Origin of the sequence: Klebsiella sp. C283, assembly GCF_048822555.1 — a bacterium.
Classification (GTDB): Bacteria; Pseudomonadota; Gammaproteobacteria; order Enterobacterales; family Enterobacteriaceae; genus Klebsiella; species Klebsiella quasipneumoniae.
On record NZ_JBMEZS010000001.1, the window covers coordinates 69676 to 85523 of the forward strand.

Consider the following 15848-nt stretch of genomic DNA (forward strand, 5'->3'; position numbering starts at 1 on the left):
AGTCAACCTCTGCACAATAGTGGGGGAGGGCAGGGAATAGCCAGCGCCACTCCCGGATAGTCATAATTTAGGCGGGCATCCTGCTCAACGAATATCGTCCGGAAGGTGGAGGGCGGCGCATGATTCTGTGACGCCGTCGATGAATGTGAGGGTGGATAAACAACATGACCCCGAAAACCGGGGCCATCCGTCTTGCCACATTGCGCCTGTTTCTGCCGGGTGGCGGCTGGCGCCTGACCCGGCCTGGCGACGGCATTCGTCCCCCCGGCCCGGGCAAGCGCAGCGCGTTAGCGCGTCTCGACGTTCGCCAGGTAGTGCTTCACAAAGCGCGGCGTCAGGATTTTCCACTCCACTTCGGTACCCTGTTTAACAAACCAGCTGTCGCCCGGCGCAAAGCGCTGCGGCTCGCCGCCGGCGACGGTCAGCTCCACTTCGCCTTCCAGCACGGTGGCGTGTTCGGTAAACGGATAGGTCATGGTAAAGCTCCCCTCAGTGGACGAAAACAGTCCGCAGGTAAAGGCATCCTGCGGCTCGCCGTAGATCATCGCCCCTGCCACCTGCGGGTCGCCGGCGGTCGGCGTCGCGCCGAGCAGGCTGACGCTGCCGATCGGCTGCAGGTCGGGCACCGGGTGTTTAAGTTTAAAAGCGTGCATAGCGTTCTCCTGGTTAACTCCGGCCTTTCCAGAAACCGGCGGTTTGATGCATCAGTTTTCCGGCGGTGACTAATAGCAAGCGCAGGCTGTCACGGCCGTGGATGGTCGCGTGGGGGATGCTGCTCAGCAGACGATAGCGGTCGGAACCGCCGTTGATCCCTTCGGCGAGGATTTTGCACACGATGTGCGACGGGGTGACGCCGAAGCCGGAGTACCCCTGGACGTAAAAGACGTTGTTGTGATCGCGTAGGGTGCCGATCTGCGGGAACAGGTTGGCGCTACAGGCCATCGGCCCGCCCCAGGCGAAATCGATCTTCACATCCTTCAAATAGGGGAAGACCTCCGCCAGCAGTGTGCGGTTCCAGGCGGCGAAATCGTTCGGCGTATACTCCACAAAGCGGGTGGCGCTGCCGAACAGCAGGCGGTTTTCCCGGGTGACGCGGTAGTAGTTAATCACCGGGCGAATATCGCTGAAGGCGCCGCGCAGCGGGCTGATGCGCTCGATCAGTTCATCGGAGAGCGGCTCGGTCGATACCTGGTAGGAGTAGGTGACCAGCGTTTTGTTGTAGATCTCCGGCTCCATATTGTTGAGGAAGCTGTCGCAGGCCCACAGCAGTTTGGCGGCTTTGACGCTGCCCATCGCGGTCCGTACCCGCACCTGTTTGCCGTAATTCACCTCCACCACCGGCGAGGATTCGAAGATCTTTACCCCCAGCGAATGGGCGGCCTGCGCCGAACCGAGGAGCATATTGAGCGAATGGATCTGCCCGCCGCCCATATGTTTCAGCGCGCCGCAGTAGACCTCGGAGCCGACCACCTGCTGCACCTCTTTCCCGGTATACAGTTCGATATCTTCATCCGGGGTGGCGGCCTTAAACTCTTTCTCCCACTGGCGCAGCGTTTTGAGCTGCCGCTGGTTATAGGCGAGGTAGCCGTAGCCGGGGACGAAATCGGCGTCGATGTTGTATTTGCGGATGCGCTCGCGAATGATGCCTGCGCCGAGGTTGGCGATTTTAAACAGCGTCTCCAGCCCCTCTTTGCCGACGTGCTTTTTTACCGCTTCGATATCGTGACCGATACCGGCCATCACCTGGCCGCCGTTGCGCCCGGTGCCACCGTAGCCGAGATGGCGCGCTTCCAGCACCACCACGTTAGTGATGCCCTGTTCCGCCAGCTCAAGGGCGGTGTTAATGCCGGAGAAGCCGCCGCCGATAATCACCACGTCGGCTTCAATATCTTCCCGCAGCGCCGGAAAATGGAGGTGGTATTTCTTCGTCGCGCCGTAGTAGTTCAGCGCATCGATTTTGATGTTCATCGCGTTACCCTGTGGTCTTGCCTCGCTCAAGTTCCTCATCACAGCACGCCGCGCGGGCGTTGAATATCGTCCGGAAGAATGACGTTCTTTAGAACGATGGGCGGCGGCGGGAAGCCGTGCTGTGATGGGCCAACGTTGCTGAAAAAACGGGTACTGACGATGAGCGAGATAACCTTACTGGCGGAAGTGACCGCCTTTTTACGCCAGCCGCACGGGCAGTTTATCGCCGGTGAGCGAGAGGCGGGCCGCGGCGCGCCGTTTGCGGTGATCAACCCGGCCACCGGGCGGGCGATCGCCGAGGTCACCGCGGCGGATAGCGACCAGGCGGACCGCGCGGTAGAGAGCGCCCGCCTGGCGTTTAGTCAGTGGCGCGAAATGCCGACGCTGGCGCGCGGAACCTTGCTGCTGAAGCTGGCGGATGCCCTGGCTGAGCATCGCGAAGCGCTGGCGCAGCTGGAAAGTCTCTGCTCCGGTAAGACCATCACCCTGGCGCGGATGTTAGAGCTGGATCAATCGGTCGCGTTCCTGCGCTACTTCGCCGGCTGGGCAGGTAAGGTGACCGGCGAAACGCTGGATGTGTCGCTGCCGTCGATGGCCGGGGAGAAATATACCGCCTTCACCCGCCGCCAGCCGCTGGGGGTGGTGGTGGGCATCGTGCCGTGGAACTTCTCCATCATGATTGCCGTCTGGAAGCTGGCGGCGGCCCTGGTCTGCGGCTGCACCATCGTCCTCAAGCCGAGTGAGTATACGCCGCTGACGCTGCTGCGCGTGGCGGAGCTGGCGAAAGCGGTGGGTATTCCTGACGGGGTGATTAACGTGGTCAACGGCGCCGGCGGCGAGATTGCTCAGCGGCTGATTACCCATCCGGCCTGCGCCAAGGTGAGCTTCACCGGCTCGGTGGCTACTGGCGAGAAAGTCCAGCAGTCGGCTGGCGCTTTCGGTAAACGGGTCACCCTTGAGCTGGGGGGCAAAAACGCCGCGCTGTTTCTTGACGACCTGACGCCGGAGGCGATGGTCAACGGCATTCTTGAAGCCGGCTACCTGAACCAGGGGCAGATTTGCGCCGCCGCGGAGCGCTTTTATCTGCCGCAGGGCAAACTGGATGCGGTGCTGGCGCTGCTGAAAGAAAGACTCAGCGCCTTCGCGCCGGGATCGCCGCTGGATGAGCGCACGCTGATGGGGCCGCTGGCCAACCGCCAGCAGCATGAAAAAGTATTGCGGCTCATTCAGACCGCACGCGACGAGGGCGATACCATCGTCTGCGGCGGCGAAGCCCTGCCGGGGGAGGGCTATTTCCTGCAGCCGACGGCGGTCAAAGTGCGCAGTGAAGAGAGCACCCTGATGCGCGAGGAGACCTTCGGCCCGGTGTGCAGCTTTATCGGCTATCACAGTGAAGACGAGGCGCTGGCGCGGATGAATGCCTCGCCGTATGGCCTGGCGGCCAGCGTCTGGTCGGATAATATTCGCCTGGCGCTGCGCTACTCGGAGGCGATAGACGCCGGCATCGTGTGGGTCAATATGCATACCTTCCTCGACCCGGCGGTGCCGTTCGGCGGCATGAAGGGCTCGGGCATCGGTCGCGAATTCGGCAGCGCGTTTATCGATGACTACACGGAGCTGAAGTCGGTGATGGTGCGATATTAAGTTTTCCTGACCGGGCTACAGGCGTCTACGTAGGCCCGGTAAGCGCAGCGCCAGCGGGCAAAGAGAGCGGGTAGTCAGCCGCGTATGTGCCGGACGACGACGCCTTGCCCGGCCTGGGATCGTGCAAGCGTGGGGGGAATCTAGCCGCCGCCATAGCCCCACGCAACTTGCGACAATCCCCCCTAAGTGATAAAAGGTGCCCCTTCGCAAAAACACACAGGGGAACGACGTGAAAGACGCGTCAACGTCGTCGGATGCCGTAGAAGAGAGCGGCCCGACGCTTCATCGCGGTTTACAGAACCGACACATTCAACTTATCGCCCTTGGCGGCGCGATTGGCACCGGCCTGTTTCTCGGCATTGGTCCGGCGATTCAAATGGCTGGCCCGGCGGTCTTGCTGGGCTACGCGGTGGCCGGGATTGTCGCTTTTCTGATCATGCGCCAGCTGGGCGAAATGGTGGTGGAAGAGCCGGTATCCGGCTCCTTTGCCCACTTTGCCTACAAATATTGGGGCCCATTCGCCGGCTTCCTGTCCGGCTGGAACTACTGGGTGATGTTCGTGCTGGTGGGAATGGCGGAGCTGACCGCCGCCGGGATCTACATGCAGTACTGGCTGCCCGACGTTCCGACCTGGATCTGGGCGGCGGCCTTCTTCCTCATTATTAACGCCGTCAATCTCGTCAACGTGCGCCTGTATGGCGAAGCGGAGTTCTGGTTCGCGCTGATAAAAGTGCTGGCGATTATCGGCATGATTGCCTTTGGCCTGTGGATGCTGTTTGGCGGCCACGGCGGCAGCAAGGCGGGTTTCGATAATCTGTGGAAGCACGGCGGTTTCTTCGCCACCGGCTGGCACGGTCTTATCCTGTCGCTGGCGGTGATCATGTTCTCCTTCGGCGGGCTGGAGCTTATCGGTATCACCGCCGCGGAAGCGCAAAATCCGGAAAAGAGCATTCCGAAAGCGGTCAACCAGGTGGTTTATCGTATCCTGCTGTTTTATATCGGTTCGCTGGTGGTGCTGCTGGCGCTCTACCCATGGGTGGAGATCAAATCCGACAGCAGCCCGTTTGTGATGATTTTCCATCATCTCGACAGCAACCTGGTGGCGTCCGCGCTGAACTTCGTCATTCTGGTGGCTTCGCTGTCGGTGTATAACAGCGGCGTGTACTCCAACAGCCGGATGCTGTTCGGCCTGTCGGTGCAGGGCAATGCGCCGACGTTCCTCGCCCGCGTCAGCAAGCGCGGCGTGCCGGTGAACTCTCTGCTGCTCTCGGGGATTATCACCTCGCTGGTGGTGGTGCTGAACTACCTGCTGCCGCATGAAGCGCTGGGACTGCTGATGGCCCTGGTGGTGGCGACGCTGCTGCTGAACTGGATCATGATCTGCATGGCGCATCTGAAGTTCCGCGCCGCCCAGCGCCGCAAAGGGCGTGAGTCGAAGTTTAAAGCGCTGCTGGCGCCCGCCAGCAACTACTTCTGCATTGCTTTCCTTGGGCTGATTCTGGCGCTGATGTGCACGATCGACGGGATGCGCCTGTCGGCGATCCTGCTGCCGGTGTGGATCCTGTTCCTGTTTATCGCCTTCAAACTGCTGCGCCGCCCGGCGTAAGCGAGATGCCCCGCCGTCCGGCGGGGCTGCCTGCCTTTTTATTGTGATCCTCTTCGCAGGTGGCGCATTTGCCTGGCGATCTTCTTTTTGTAATCGATTACTTTTGTTTTGAGCGATTTTGTAATCGATTACTTTTCTGAGGGCGAGCAACATGGTCACAACAACAGAAGGTCGGGAAAGTGTCCGCGTGAGCCACCGTTTTCTGGTGCCGCGGCTGTCGTTAATGATGTTTATGCAGTTCTTTATCTGGGGCAGCTGGTCGGTGACCCTGGGGCTGGTCATGACCCGCTATGAGATGTCATTGCTGATCGGCGATGCGTTCTCCGCCGGGCCGATCGCCTCCATCCTGTCTCCCTTTGTGCTGGGGATGCTGGTGGATCGCTTTTTCGCCTCGCAGAAGGTGATGGCGGTGATGCACCTGGCCGGGGCGGCGATCCTGTGGTTTGTCCCCCAGGCGCTGGTGGCGCAGAACGGTGCGCTGCTGATTGGCCTGCTGTTCGGCTATACGCTGTGCTACATGCCGACCCTGGCGCTGACCAACAATATCGCCTTCCACAGCCTGGCTAACGTCGATAAAACCTTTCCGGTGGTCCGCGTGTTCGGCACCATCGGCTGGATTATCGCCGGGATCTGCATCGGGGTGACCGGCATCTCTGACACCACCGGCATCTTCACCCTGGCGGCGCTCTGTTCGGTGGCGCTGGCGATCTACAGCCTGACGCTGCCCCACACCCCGGCGCCGGCCAAAGGCATGCCGGTTCAGTTTCGCGATCTGCTGTGCGCGGACGCCTTCGCGCTGCTGAAAACGCGCCATTTCCTGATTTTCTCCCTCTGCGCCACCTTAATTTCCGTGCCGTTAGGTACCTATTACGCCTATACCGCGTCGTATCTGGCGGATGCCGGCGTTAAGGATGTCAGCACCGCGATGTCCTTCGGCCAGATGTCAGAGATCGTCTTTATGCTGGTGATCCCGCTGCTGTTCCGTCGCCTCGGGGTGAAATACATGCTGCTTATCGGCATGGCGGCGTGGTTTGTGCGCTATGCCTTTTTCGCCCTCGGCGTCAGCGAAGAGGGGCGCTTCCTGCTCTATCTCGGCATTTTGCTGCACGGCGTGTGCTATGACTTTTTCTTTGTCGTCGGCTTTATCTACACCGACCGCGTGGCGGGCGAGAAGGTCAAAGGCCAGGCGCAGAGCATGATTGTGATGTTCACCTACGGGATCGGCATGCTGCTGGGCTCGCAGATCTCCGGCGCGCTGTATAACCATCTGGTGGCCGGGCAGAGCGTGCCGCAGGCCTGGGTGACCTTCTGGTGGATCCCGGCGGTGGCCGCTGCGGTTATCGCACTGATTTTCCTTTTCTCTTTCCAGTACAACGAGAAAGAGCCGCACTAATTTTTCAGGAGGGGGTATGAAAACGATTAAGGGACCGGGCATTTTTCTGGCGCAGTTTATCGGCCCGCAGGCGCCGTTCAACACGCTGGAGGGGGTAGCGCAGTGGGCCGCCGGCCTCGGGTACAAGGCATTGCAGATCCCCTGCAACCACCCGGCGATTTTCGATGTCGAGCGGGCGGCGGCGAGCCAGACCTACTGCGACGAGGTCAGCGGTGTCCTGGCGGAGCATGGGCTGGCGATCAGCGAGCTGTCCACCCACCTTGAAGGACAGCTGGTGGCGGTGCATCCGGCGTATGACGCAGCGTTTGACGCCTTTGCTCCGGCGGCGCTGCATGGCGATCCGCAGGCGCGCCAGCGCTGGGCGGTGGAGAAGGTCAAGCAGGCGGCGGTGGCCTCCGGTCGCCTGGGGCTGAAGGCCCATGCGACCTTTTCCGGGGCGCTGGCATGGCCCTTTTTTTATCCATGGCCGCCGCATAATCAGCCGCTTCTGGATGAGGCCTTTGCCGAGCTGGCCCGGCGCTGGCGGCCGCTGCTGGACCTCTTCGACGAGCAGGGCGTTGATGTCTGCTATGAGATCCACCCCGGCGAAGACCTGCATGATGGCGTGACCTTTGAGCGTTTTCTCGCGCGGGTGGATAACCATCCGCGCTGCAATATGCTCTATGACCCGAGCCACCTGCATCTGCAGCAGATGGACTACCTGACCTATATCGATATCTATCATTCGCGTATTAAAGCGTTTCACGTCAAGGACGCCGAATTTCGCCGCAACGGGCGCAATGGCGTCTACGGCGGCTATCAGCCCTGGCAGCAGCGGGCTGGCCGGTTCCGCTCTCCCGGCGACGGGCAGATCGACTTCAAAGGGGTGTTCAGTAAGCTGACCGAATATGATTTTGACGGCTGGGCGGTGCTGGAGTGGGAGTGCTGCCTGAAGGACGCTGAGACCGGCGCGCGCGAGGGCAGCGAGTTTATTCGTCGCCATATCATTCCCGTTGCCGGGCGGGCCTTCGATGACTTTGCCGCCGGCGGGAGGGAATAATATGATTCAGGTCGCGATTATTGGGGCAGGGTTTATTGGTCCGGCGCATCTGGAGGCGCTGCGGCGGCTGGGGGATATCGAGGTGGTGGCGCTGTGCGACAGCAGCCTTGAGGCGGCGCAGCGCAAGGCGCGAGCGCTGAATATTGCCCATGCCTACGACAGCGTGGAGGCGCTGCTGGCCCACCCGGGGCTGCAGGTGGTGCATAACTGTACGCCGAACCATCTGCATGCCCAGATTAACCGGCAGATCCTCGCCGCCGGGCTGCACGTCTTCTCCGAAAAACCGCTGTGTATGACGGCGGAGGAGGCGCGGGAGCTGGTGACGTTTGCCGCCCGGGCCGGCGTGGTGCACGGCGTCAGCTTCGTCTATCGCCAGTTCGCCATGGTCCAGCAGGCGGCGGCGATGATCCGCCATGGCGATGTCGGCAGAATCTTCGCGGCGCACGGCAGCTATTTACAGGACTGGATGCTGCTGGAGACCGACTACAACTGGCGGGTTGATGCGGCGCAGGGCGGCGCGTCGCGGACGGTGGCCGACATCGGCTCCCACTGGTGCGATACCGTGCAGTTTATGACCGGTCGGCGGATTGTCGAGGTGATGGCGGATCTGTCTATCGTCTGGCCGACGCGTAAAGCGCCAGTGAATGGCAAAGCGACCTTCAGCGCCGTTCACGAGGCGCAGGGATATGAAACCCGGCCTGTCGATACCGAGGACTTTGGCTCGGTGCTGTTGCGTTTTGACGATGGCAGCAAAGGCAGCTTTATGGTCTCTCAGGTGAGCGCCGGGCGGAAAAACCGTCTGGCGGTGGAGATTAACGGCAGCCGCTGTTCTCTGGCCTGGGATCAGGAAGTGCCCCAGCGGCTGTGGATTGGCCACCGCGAGCAGCCGGATCGGCGGCTCAGCGACGACCCCAGCCTGCTGCGGCCGGAGATCGCTGACAGCGCCCATTACCCCGGCGGCCATATTGAGGGCTGGCCGGACGCCTTTAAGAATATGATGGGCCATTTTTATCAGGCTGTGCGCGCCGGGAAGATGCCGGAGGCCGGGGCCCGGCGCTTCGCCGCTTTCGACGACGGCGCCGATGTGATGTACATCATCGAGGCGATCGTCAAAAGCCATCAGCAGCAGCGCTGGGTGAGCGTCGAACGCTGAATTCTGGCGGGGCGCAGGACGCGCGCCGCCGGGTTATTTCACCCCAAGATAGCCGTCGAGATAGGCCCCGGAGAGCTCATTGCCGAACAGGACGGCATCTTTATTTTCCATCGCATTATCCCATTTGTCGCTGGCGTTGCCGGTAAAAGCGTGCTCGGTGCGGGTGCCCTGCGCCGCCTGCTGTTTGATGGCCTCGGCGGTGCGGCGGGCGTCGCTTTCGCTCATGCCAGCGGCTTTATCCTGCTGGCCGCGGGCGTACATCGCCGTGAAGGTCGGCAGGTTTAAACGGTAATTTTCCTGACGGTTGACGGTGAAGTTGCCGCCGACAAAATCGGAGCGGTGGGCGACGAACGCATAGGCGTGGCGTTCCGGTGACGATTTTGACGAGGTGCAGCCGGTGATCGTTACCAGGGCACAGCTGAGGGCGAGAATCGCGGTGGAGAGCCTCATGGGGATATCATCCTTAATCATAAAAGCACAAATGGGGCGCAGGCGGTCTGTTGCGCCTCCTGCGCTAATAAGCATATGAAACGGCAAAAGGATGCGCGTTAACGGGGCGGGAGAGAAGCCCTGATTATTAATAGTTTCCCGAGACACCGTCTTACTGAGCCGCGCTTGCGCGCCAGGCTGGCAGGCCAACCAGAGGTCATTTATGATAGCCTGCAGGATCCACCTCTATCGCAGGAAGTGCAGGGTTTATGTCTATTCAGAAAATTGCTCGTCTGGCCGGCGTTTCGGTGGCCACGGTGTCGCGGGTGCTGAACAACAGCGATACGGTAAAAGCCAAAAACCGTGAGCGCGTGCTGCAGGCGATCAAAGAGAGCAACTATCAGCCGAACCTGCTGGCGCGACAGCTGCGAACCGCCCGCAGCAATATGATCCTGGTGATGGTCTCCAATATCGCTAACCCCTTTTGCGCCGAGGTGGTGAAAGGGATAGAAGAAGAGGCGGAAAAGAACGGCTACCGCATTCTGCTGTGTAACTCCGGGTCGGATCTGGCCCGCTCGACCTCCGGCCTGCAGCTGCTCTCCGGCAAAATGGTCGATGGCATTATCACCATGAACGCGCTCTCCAGCCTGCCGGAACTGACCACCATGATTGGCGATGCGCCCTGGGTGCAGTGTGCGGAGTATGCCGACACCGGCAGCATCTCCTGCGTCGGGATTAACGACGTCGAGGCGGCCCAGGGGGCGGTGTCCCGGCTGGCCGACGGCGGCCGCCGGCGCATTGCGCTCATTAATCACGACCTCAGCTATCGCTACGCTCGTCTGCGCGAGCGCGGCTATAAAAGCGTGCTGCACGTGCACGGTCTGGCGTATCAGCAGGTAACCTACGCGCAGGATCTTAGCGCGGCGGCCGGTAAACGGGCGATGGAGCAGCTGCTGTCGCAAGATGAGAAGCCCGACGCGGTATTTGCCGTATCGGACTCCCTTGCCGCCGGGGCGCTGCGGGCGATTGACCAGGCCGGGCTGCGAGTGCCGGAGGATATCGCGGTGATCGGCTTCGACGGCACCGAGCTGGCGGAAGTGGTCTCCCCGCAGCTGACCACCGTTGAACAGCCCTCCCGGGCGATCGGCCGCACGGCGGTGGATCTGTTAATGAAACGCATCGACGATCCCGACGCCGCCGTCGAGCGGGTGATGATGGACTGGCGCGTGATCGCCCGCGCCAGCGCCTGAGGTTAGCGGGGGAAGGCCCCCGCCAGCGCGCGAATGTCGTTGCCGGTGGGCGTTTGATGAATGCGTAAGCCAAACTCCTCCACCACGGCGAAGACATGGTCGAAAATATCCGCCTGGATCCCCTCATATTCCGCCCACACCACGGTGTTGGTGAAGCAGTAGATCTCGATCGGCAAGCCGTTGGCATCCGGCGCCAGCTGGCGCACCATCAGGGTCATATCCTGGCGGATGCGCGGATGATGACGTAAATACTCCTGCAGATAGGCGCGGAAGGTGCCGACATTGGTCATTCGGCGCTCGTTGAGGACCGATTGCTCCCCGGCATACTGCTGGTTCCAGGCGCTAATCTCCTCGTGGCGCGAATCCATATAGGGTTTAAGCAACTTCGCCCGGATCAAGCGCTGCTGCTCCTGTTCATCGAGGAAATGAATGCTGGTGGTGTCGATGTTGAGGCTGCGCTTAATGCGGCGGCCGCCGGAGGCCGACATCCCGCTCCAGTTTTTAAATGAGTCGGAGACCAGCGACCAGGTCGGAATGGTGGTGATGGTGTTATCCCAGTTGCGTACCTTGACCGTGGTGAGGCCGATATCGATCACCGCGCCGTCGGCGCCGTACTTCGGCATCTCCAGCCAGTCGCCAAGCTTGAGCATATCGTTGGCCGAGAGCTGGATACCGGCCACCAGACCAAGGATCGGATCTTTAAATACCAGCATCAGTACCGCGGCCATGGCGCCGAGCCCGCTAATCAGGATCGCTGGCGACTGGCCTATCAGCAGGGAAATAATCAGGATGCCGATAATAATCGCCGTCACCAGCTTAATTCCCTGGAATATCCCCTTCAGCGGTAGCTGAGAGGCGGCGGGAAATTTCTGCGCCAGCTTTAAGATCACATCCAGCAGCGAGAAGAAGGACAGCATGGCATATATCATCACCCATAGCTGAGCCACGGTGGTTAATATTTCTGCGGCCTCGCTGCCTTTTTGCAGCCACAGCACCGCCTGCACGTTAACGATGATCCCCTGCAGGGTAAAGGCCAGTCGGTGAAAGAGTTTATTCTGCGTGATGATTTGCAACCACAGATGGCTGCTGGCCAACGCCCGTTTTTCAAAAGCGCGCAGGACCACTTTGTGCAATATCAGATGCACGACGACGGCGGTGAACAAGATAATGCCGAAGATAATCATCAGCGAGCGGGTGGGGGTTATTTCGATTCCTAAGGCGGCAATTTGCGATATTAATTCCTGCATAACGTCTCCTGAATATCCAGCGGGTATGATGACCGCTGGATAACGATTATGCAAATTACCGCCGCCGGTATTACGACGCCGCCGTCGCCGGCTGTCGGTTGAGATGATGGCGCAGCCACAGCGCGATGGCCCCCAGCAACAGCATCATGGCCACCTCGACCAGCAGAAAATCAATCAGCGCCTGCGGATAGTTTCCGCCGCCGCGGCGGGCCAGCGCCAGGAACAGCGATCCGAGTATAGCCGGCCCGAGACCGAGGGTCGCCTGCTGCAGGGTGCTGAGGATGGCGCTCCCGGCCCCGGCGTCGCTGGCGCTGATATCGCGCATGCCAATCCGGTAAAAGCTGTTGACGATCAGCGCCTGACCGTAGCCGATCAGCGCCGTGGCGGGGACCAGCGTCAGGGCGGTGGTGGCGATGCCGAAGCGGGAGAAGGTGGCGCACAGCAGCAGTAGCCCGGCGATCTGCACCGTCAGACCGGTCAACAGGATCCGCCCCATGCTGTAGCGGGCGATAAGCCGCGGGGCATACAGCGCCGAAATAAAATAGGCCACGCCGAGGGCGATAAAGCTATTGCCGGACTGCCACGGCGCCATCCCCAGCCCCTCCTGCATGGTCAGCGCCATGCAGAACATAAAGCCGGACCAGGCGCTGAAGAACAGCAGGGCGATGGCCATCCCGAAGCGGATGCTGGTCAACTGCAGCAGACGCGGCGGCAGCAGGGGATGGTCGCCGCGCTGCTGCTGGCGCAGGGCGCTCTGACGCATGGCGAACAGCAGCGGCAGGACCGCCACCAGCATCAGCTGCAGCCACAGCGGCCAGTGCAGCTCCGGACCGAGGGCCATCGGGAACAGCAGGCAGCAGAGGATGAGGGCGAGGTACAGGGTACCCTGCCAGTCAATCCGCGACGGCGTCTCACGACGGGTTTCCGGCACATAGCGGCGGCTCAGGGCCAGCACCAGCAGGCAGATCGGCACATTGATAAAAAAGGCGTTGCGCCAGCCCAGCCCGGCGATATCCGCCGATACCAGCCAGCCGCCGCCCATCTGACCGACGATAAACGCGATCCCGCCGATCCCGCCATACAGGCTGATGGCCCGGGCGTGGGCCGGGCCTTTGAGGGTGACGTGCAGGGTGGCGAGGATCTGCGGCACAATCAGCGCCGCCCCGGCGCCCTGCAGGGTACGGGCGGCCAGCAGGGCGCTGATGCTGTTCGCCATGCCGCACAACAGGGAAGCGATGCCAAAGAGAGCGACGCCCCACATAAACAGGCGACGGCGGCCATAGTTATCGCCAAGCTTACTGCCCATCGCCAGGCAGACGGCAAAGGCGACGCCGTAGAGCGCGACGATAAGCTCCAGCTGCGTAGCGCTGGCCGCCAGGGTGTGGGTGATGGCGTCCAGCGCCACATTGGTGATCGAGGTATCAATAAGCGGCAGCATCTGGCCGCCCAGCAGCAGCCACAGACCGGCGCGGCCGGGTGAAACAGCAGACGTTTTCATGGGGTTCTCCATTGCGTCATTCAGCAGACCGACGTAGCATTACCGATAAATTAAACGGGTACCAGTTCCTGTCTATACTGGTACTGGAACTACCATGCTGGAGGGGTGATGACCACGATGCCGCAACGAGAGTCGACGTTCGCCGTGCCGGACGATCGGCGCAAACAGCTGGGGGCGTTTCTGCGCGCCCGGCGTGAGAGCCTCGATCCGCAGCGCCTGGGGTTGCCCCGGGTGGGCCGCCGGCGCACGCCGGGTCTGCGCCGGGAGGAGGTGGCGATGCTTGCCGACGTCGGCGTCACCTGGTACACCTGGCTGGAGCAGGGGCGGGAGGTGAATCCGTCGGAAGCGGTGCTGGTGGGGGTAGCGAATGCCCTGCAGTGCAGCCCGCTCGAGACCCGGCACCTGTTCGTGCTCGCTGGGCTGACCCCGCCGGAAGCGACCCAGGTGACGGTATGCGAAGGCATCAGCCCCGGCACCCGGCGAATGCTGGACAGCCTGATGCCGCAGCCCGCCAGTATTCAGAAACCGAACTTTGATATTGTGGCCTGGAACGACAGCTTCTGCCGCCTGATGGGCATCGATTTCGCCACCCTCCCGGAAGAAGATCGCAACTGCATTTATCTGTATCTGACCCATGAGACCTGGCGCAGCCGGATCGAAAATCGCGATGTGCTGCCGACCTTCGTCTCCTATTTCCGCGCCGCGATGGCCGAGCACCGCGGCGATCCGGCATGGGAAAACAAACTGGCGCGCTTTTTCGCCGCCTCGTCGGAGTTTGAAGCGCTGTGGCATCAGCGCTACGAGGTGCGCGGCGTGGAAAACCAGATTAAACATTTTAACCACCCGCAGCTCGGGCGATTCAGCCTGCAGCAGATGTACTGGTATTCGGCGCCGCGCAACGGTTCGCGCCTGCTGGTCTACCTGCCGATGGACGAGGCGGGCGAGCAGGCGCTGGCGTGGCTGGACCAACATTAATCACAAGGAATCAGATGGCTGGCAATGTGCCATCTTCGGGTATTGCCCGGCTGGCGCTGCTGGACGGTTCCCTCTCCCCCCGGGAATAGGGGAGGGAAAGCACTGTCGGGAAGTCCTGTATGTTATCTGCGACTTCAGCGCACATTGCGCTCCCGGTTAGTCTTCTGCGTTATATCTCTCATGGCGCAGGGAGCGCACAGGGGGCGGCCAGTCGCCGCCGCCCCCTGCACCCCCGGGCTCCGGCCAGCAACATCGCCACTGCGTGGTGCCTTCGACTTATCCCTGCAGGCTTCGGGTCGGGCCGAGGCAGCGTCCGTGCAAAACACGGCCCTCAGCCCGCATCCATGCGGGCTGCCCCGGCCTGCCGGGAACGTCTCAGCGATGTTGAGGCCGCAACACCGGCAGTTTCAGCAGCCCCAGGCTGGGACCGTAGGCCGGGTCAGGCGCAACTGCCACCCGCAGAAAGGCGAGCACATTAGCGAAAACAGGTTTGTCATCAGTCTCAAGGAATGCCTATGAACGTAACCCGAAAAGAGCAGCGCATTATTCAGCGCGCGCTGAACGCCTGGCAGGCCAGCGGGGAGTTAACCCCGGCGGACAGCCAGCGGCTGGCGCAAACGCTGCGCGTCTCCCCCTTCGACTGGCGGCGTCTGAGCCGCTATGCCTTCTGGACCGCGCTGACCTGCGTGCTGATTGCTCTGGGCAGTCTGTTCGCCGACAATGAACTGGTGGCGTGGCTGCTGAGCCTGTTCAGCCGCTCGGCGCTGACGCGGATCCTGCTGCCTGCGCTGCTGGCTGTCGCCTGCTACGCCTGGGGTTTTCGCCGCCAGCGGCGGGAGACGCAGTGGCACTACAGCACCGAGGCGATTTTGTTTCTGGGCGTTGTCTTTACCGCGGTGGCGCTATGGCAGCTTGGTGAACGACTGGATAACGGCAGCGGCCATATCGCGCCGCTGTTTCTGGTCGGATGCGTGATTTACGGTGCTATCGGCTATGCTGCCCGCTCCGGGCTGGTGTGGCTCTTTTTTCTGCTGGCGCTGGGCAACTGGTTTGGCGCGGAAACCGGCTATATCTCGGGGTGGGGCGCCTACTGGCTGGGCATGAACTACCCGATTCGCTTCGTCCTGTTCGGCGGCGCGCTGCTGGCGCTCTGCTACGGCGCGCAGTCCCTGCTTCGCCAGCGGCAGCTGTTTACCGTCAGCAAGGCGATGGGCCTCACGTATCTGTTTATTGCGCTGTGGATCCTGTCGATTTTCGGCAATTACGACGCTGACAGCTGGTACAACGTGAGCCAGGCGCGACTCCTGCCGTGGGGGCTGCTGTTTGCCGCGGCGGCCGGCGTCTGCATTTTTATCAGTCTGAAAACCGATGACGCAATGCTGCGCGGCTTCGGGTTAACCTTCCTGGCGATCAATCTCTATACCCGCTTCTTTGAGTTTTTCTGGAACGGGATGCACAAGGTGCTGTTTTTCCTGATCCTTGCCGTCTCGCTGGCGGTGATTGGCCGTTATGCCGAGCGTATCTGGCACGCGGGTGAAAGGCAGGTGGAGAACAACTAACCTCGCTTTGAGAACGCTAACCACTCAGGCCGCGCTAAGTCGCGGCTTTTTTTCGTCCATGATTCCAGTTTCAGCACGTTTTTCTGC

Annotated in this window: 13 protein-coding genes; 8 read left to right on the forward strand and 5 right to left on the reverse strand. The window is 61.5% G+C overall.

Annotation, left to right across the window (positions count from 1 at the left end; translation table 11 throughout):
• Window positions 1-287: 287 nt before the first annotated feature.
• A complete protein-coding gene (locus tag ACOI7Z_RS00335; RefSeq protein WP_002892824.1) occupies window positions 288-653 on the reverse strand; it encodes a cupin domain-containing protein in 366 nt (121 codons plus the stop codon).
• 13 nt (window positions 654-666) lie between these two features.
• Window positions 667-1968 (reverse strand): NAD(P)/FAD-dependent oxidoreductase, encoded by a 1302-nt coding sequence (locus ACOI7Z_RS00340; RefSeq protein ID WP_023288715.1) that lies wholly within the window; start codon window positions 1966-1968, stop codon window positions 667-669.
• Window positions 1969-2127: 159 nt separating this feature from the next.
• Between ACOI7Z_RS00340 and ACOI7Z_RS00345 the strand changes: the two genes are divergently transcribed.
• The 5 genes from ACOI7Z_RS00345 to ACOI7Z_RS00365 all read left to right on the forward strand — a co-directional run bounded on the left by ACOI7Z_RS00345 (window position 2128) and on the right by ACOI7Z_RS00365 (window position 8803).
• On the forward strand, window positions 2128-3612 hold the full coding sequence (locus ACOI7Z_RS00345; RefSeq protein WP_087849370.1) for an aldehyde dehydrogenase family protein: 1485 nt from the start codon (window positions 2128-2130) through the stop codon (window positions 3610-3612).
• Between the two features lie 229 nt (window positions 3613-3841).
• Window positions 3842-5218, forward strand: coding sequence for a phenylalanine transporter (gene pheP, locus ACOI7Z_RS00350; RefSeq protein ID WP_023288717.1), 1377 nt, complete (start codon window positions 3842-3844; stop codon window positions 5216-5218).
• A gap of 187 nt (window positions 5219-5405) precedes the next feature.
• Window positions 5406-6611 (forward strand): MFS transporter, encoded by a 1206-nt coding sequence (locus ACOI7Z_RS00355; RefSeq protein ID WP_072096478.1) that lies wholly within the window; start codon window positions 5406-5408, stop codon window positions 6609-6611.
• A gap of 16 nt (window positions 6612-6627) precedes the next feature.
• Window positions 6628-7650, forward strand: a complete 1023-nt coding sequence (locus ACOI7Z_RS00360) for a sugar phosphate isomerase/epimerase family protein (RefSeq protein WP_023288719.1) — start codon at window positions 6628-6630, stop codon at window positions 7648-7650.
• 1 nt (window position 7651) lies between these two features.
• Window positions 7652-8803, forward strand: coding sequence for a Gfo/Idh/MocA family protein (locus ACOI7Z_RS00365; RefSeq protein ID WP_087849365.1), 1152 nt, complete (start codon window positions 7652-7654; stop codon window positions 8801-8803).
• Window positions 8804-8836: 33 nt separating this feature from the next.
• On the opposite strand, the gene ACOI7Z_RS00370 is transcribed toward ACOI7Z_RS00365, so the two are convergent.
• Window positions 8837-9253: an Exc2 family lipoprotein gene (locus ACOI7Z_RS00370; protein WP_023288721.1), complete on the reverse strand. Its 417-nt coding sequence runs from the start codon at window positions 9251-9253 to the stop codon at window positions 8837-8839.
• 248 nt (window positions 9254-9501) lie between these two features.
• Here ACOI7Z_RS00370 and ACOI7Z_RS00375 point away from each other — a divergent pair, with 248 nt between their 5' ends.
• Window positions 9502-10482 (forward strand): LacI family DNA-binding transcriptional regulator, encoded by a 981-nt coding sequence (locus tag ACOI7Z_RS00375; protein ID WP_017900840.1) that lies wholly within the window; start codon window positions 9502-9504, stop codon window positions 10480-10482.
• A gap of 2 nt (window positions 10483-10484) precedes the next feature.
• Here the strand turns inward: ACOI7Z_RS00375 and ACOI7Z_RS00380 are convergent, their stop codons facing one another.
• A complete protein-coding gene (locus ACOI7Z_RS00380) occupies window positions 10485-11729 on the reverse strand; it encodes a mechanosensitive ion channel family protein (protein WP_023288723.1) in 1245 nt (414 codons plus the stop codon).
• A 70-nt stretch (window positions 11730-11799) separates the two neighbouring features.
• Window positions 11800-13227: an MFS transporter gene (locus ACOI7Z_RS00385; RefSeq protein ID WP_048296961.1), complete on the reverse strand. Its 1428-nt coding sequence runs from the start codon at window positions 13225-13227 to the stop codon at window positions 11800-11802.
• Window positions 13228-13335: 108 nt separating this feature from the next.
• On the opposite strand from ACOI7Z_RS00385, the gene ACOI7Z_RS00390 reads away from it, so the two are divergent.
• Window positions 13336-14202, forward strand: a complete 867-nt coding sequence (locus tag ACOI7Z_RS00390; protein ID WP_023288725.1) for a helix-turn-helix transcriptional regulator — start codon at window positions 13336-13338, stop codon at window positions 14200-14202.
• 515 nt (window positions 14203-14717) lie between these two features.
• On the forward strand, window positions 14718-15761 hold the full coding sequence (locus ACOI7Z_RS00395) for a DUF2157 domain-containing protein (RefSeq protein ID WP_087849364.1): 1044 nt from the start codon (window positions 14718-14720) through the stop codon (window positions 15759-15761).
• Window positions 15762-15848: the final 87 nt, after the last annotated feature.

Coding starts and splice junctions, on each gene's coding strand:
- ACOI7Z_RS00335 (WP_002892824.1), bottom strand. CDS start 653: ATGCACGCTTTTAAACTTAAACACCCGGTGCCCGACCTGCAGCCGATC.
- ACOI7Z_RS00340 (WP_023288715.1), bottom strand. CDS start 1,968: ATGAACATCAAAATCGATGCGCTGAACTACTACGGCGCGACGAAGAAA.
- ACOI7Z_RS00345 (WP_087849370.1), top strand. CDS start 2,128: ATGAGCGAGATAACCTTACTGGCGGAAGTGACCGCCTTTTTACGCCAG.
- ACOI7Z_RS00360 (WP_023288719.1), top strand. CDS start 6,628: ATGAAAACGATTAAGGGACCGGGCATTTTTCTGGCGCAGTTTATCGGC.
- ACOI7Z_RS00365 (WP_087849365.1), top strand. CDS start 7,652: ATGATTCAGGTCGCGATTATTGGGGCAGGGTTTATTGGTCCGGCGCAT.
- ACOI7Z_RS00370 (WP_023288721.1), bottom strand. CDS start 9,253: ATGAGGCTCTCCACCGCGATTCTCGCCCTCAGCTGTGCCCTGGTAACG.
- ACOI7Z_RS00375 (WP_017900840.1), top strand. CDS start 9,502: ATGTCTATTCAGAAAATTGCTCGTCTGGCCGGCGTTTCGGTGGCCACG.
- ACOI7Z_RS00380 (WP_023288723.1), bottom strand. CDS start 11,729: ATGCAGGAATTAATATCGCAAATTGCCGCCTTAGGAATCGAAATAACC.
- ACOI7Z_RS00385 (WP_048296961.1), bottom strand. CDS start 13,227: ATGAAAACGTCTGCTGTTTCACCCGGCCGCGCCGGTCTGTGGCTGCTG.
- ACOI7Z_RS00390 (WP_023288725.1), top strand. CDS start 13,336: ATGACCACGATGCCGCAACGAGAGTCGACGTTCGCCGTGCCGGACGAT.
- ACOI7Z_RS00395 (WP_087849364.1), top strand. CDS start 14,718: ATGAACGTAACCCGAAAAGAGCAGCGCATTATTCAGCGCGCGCTGAAC.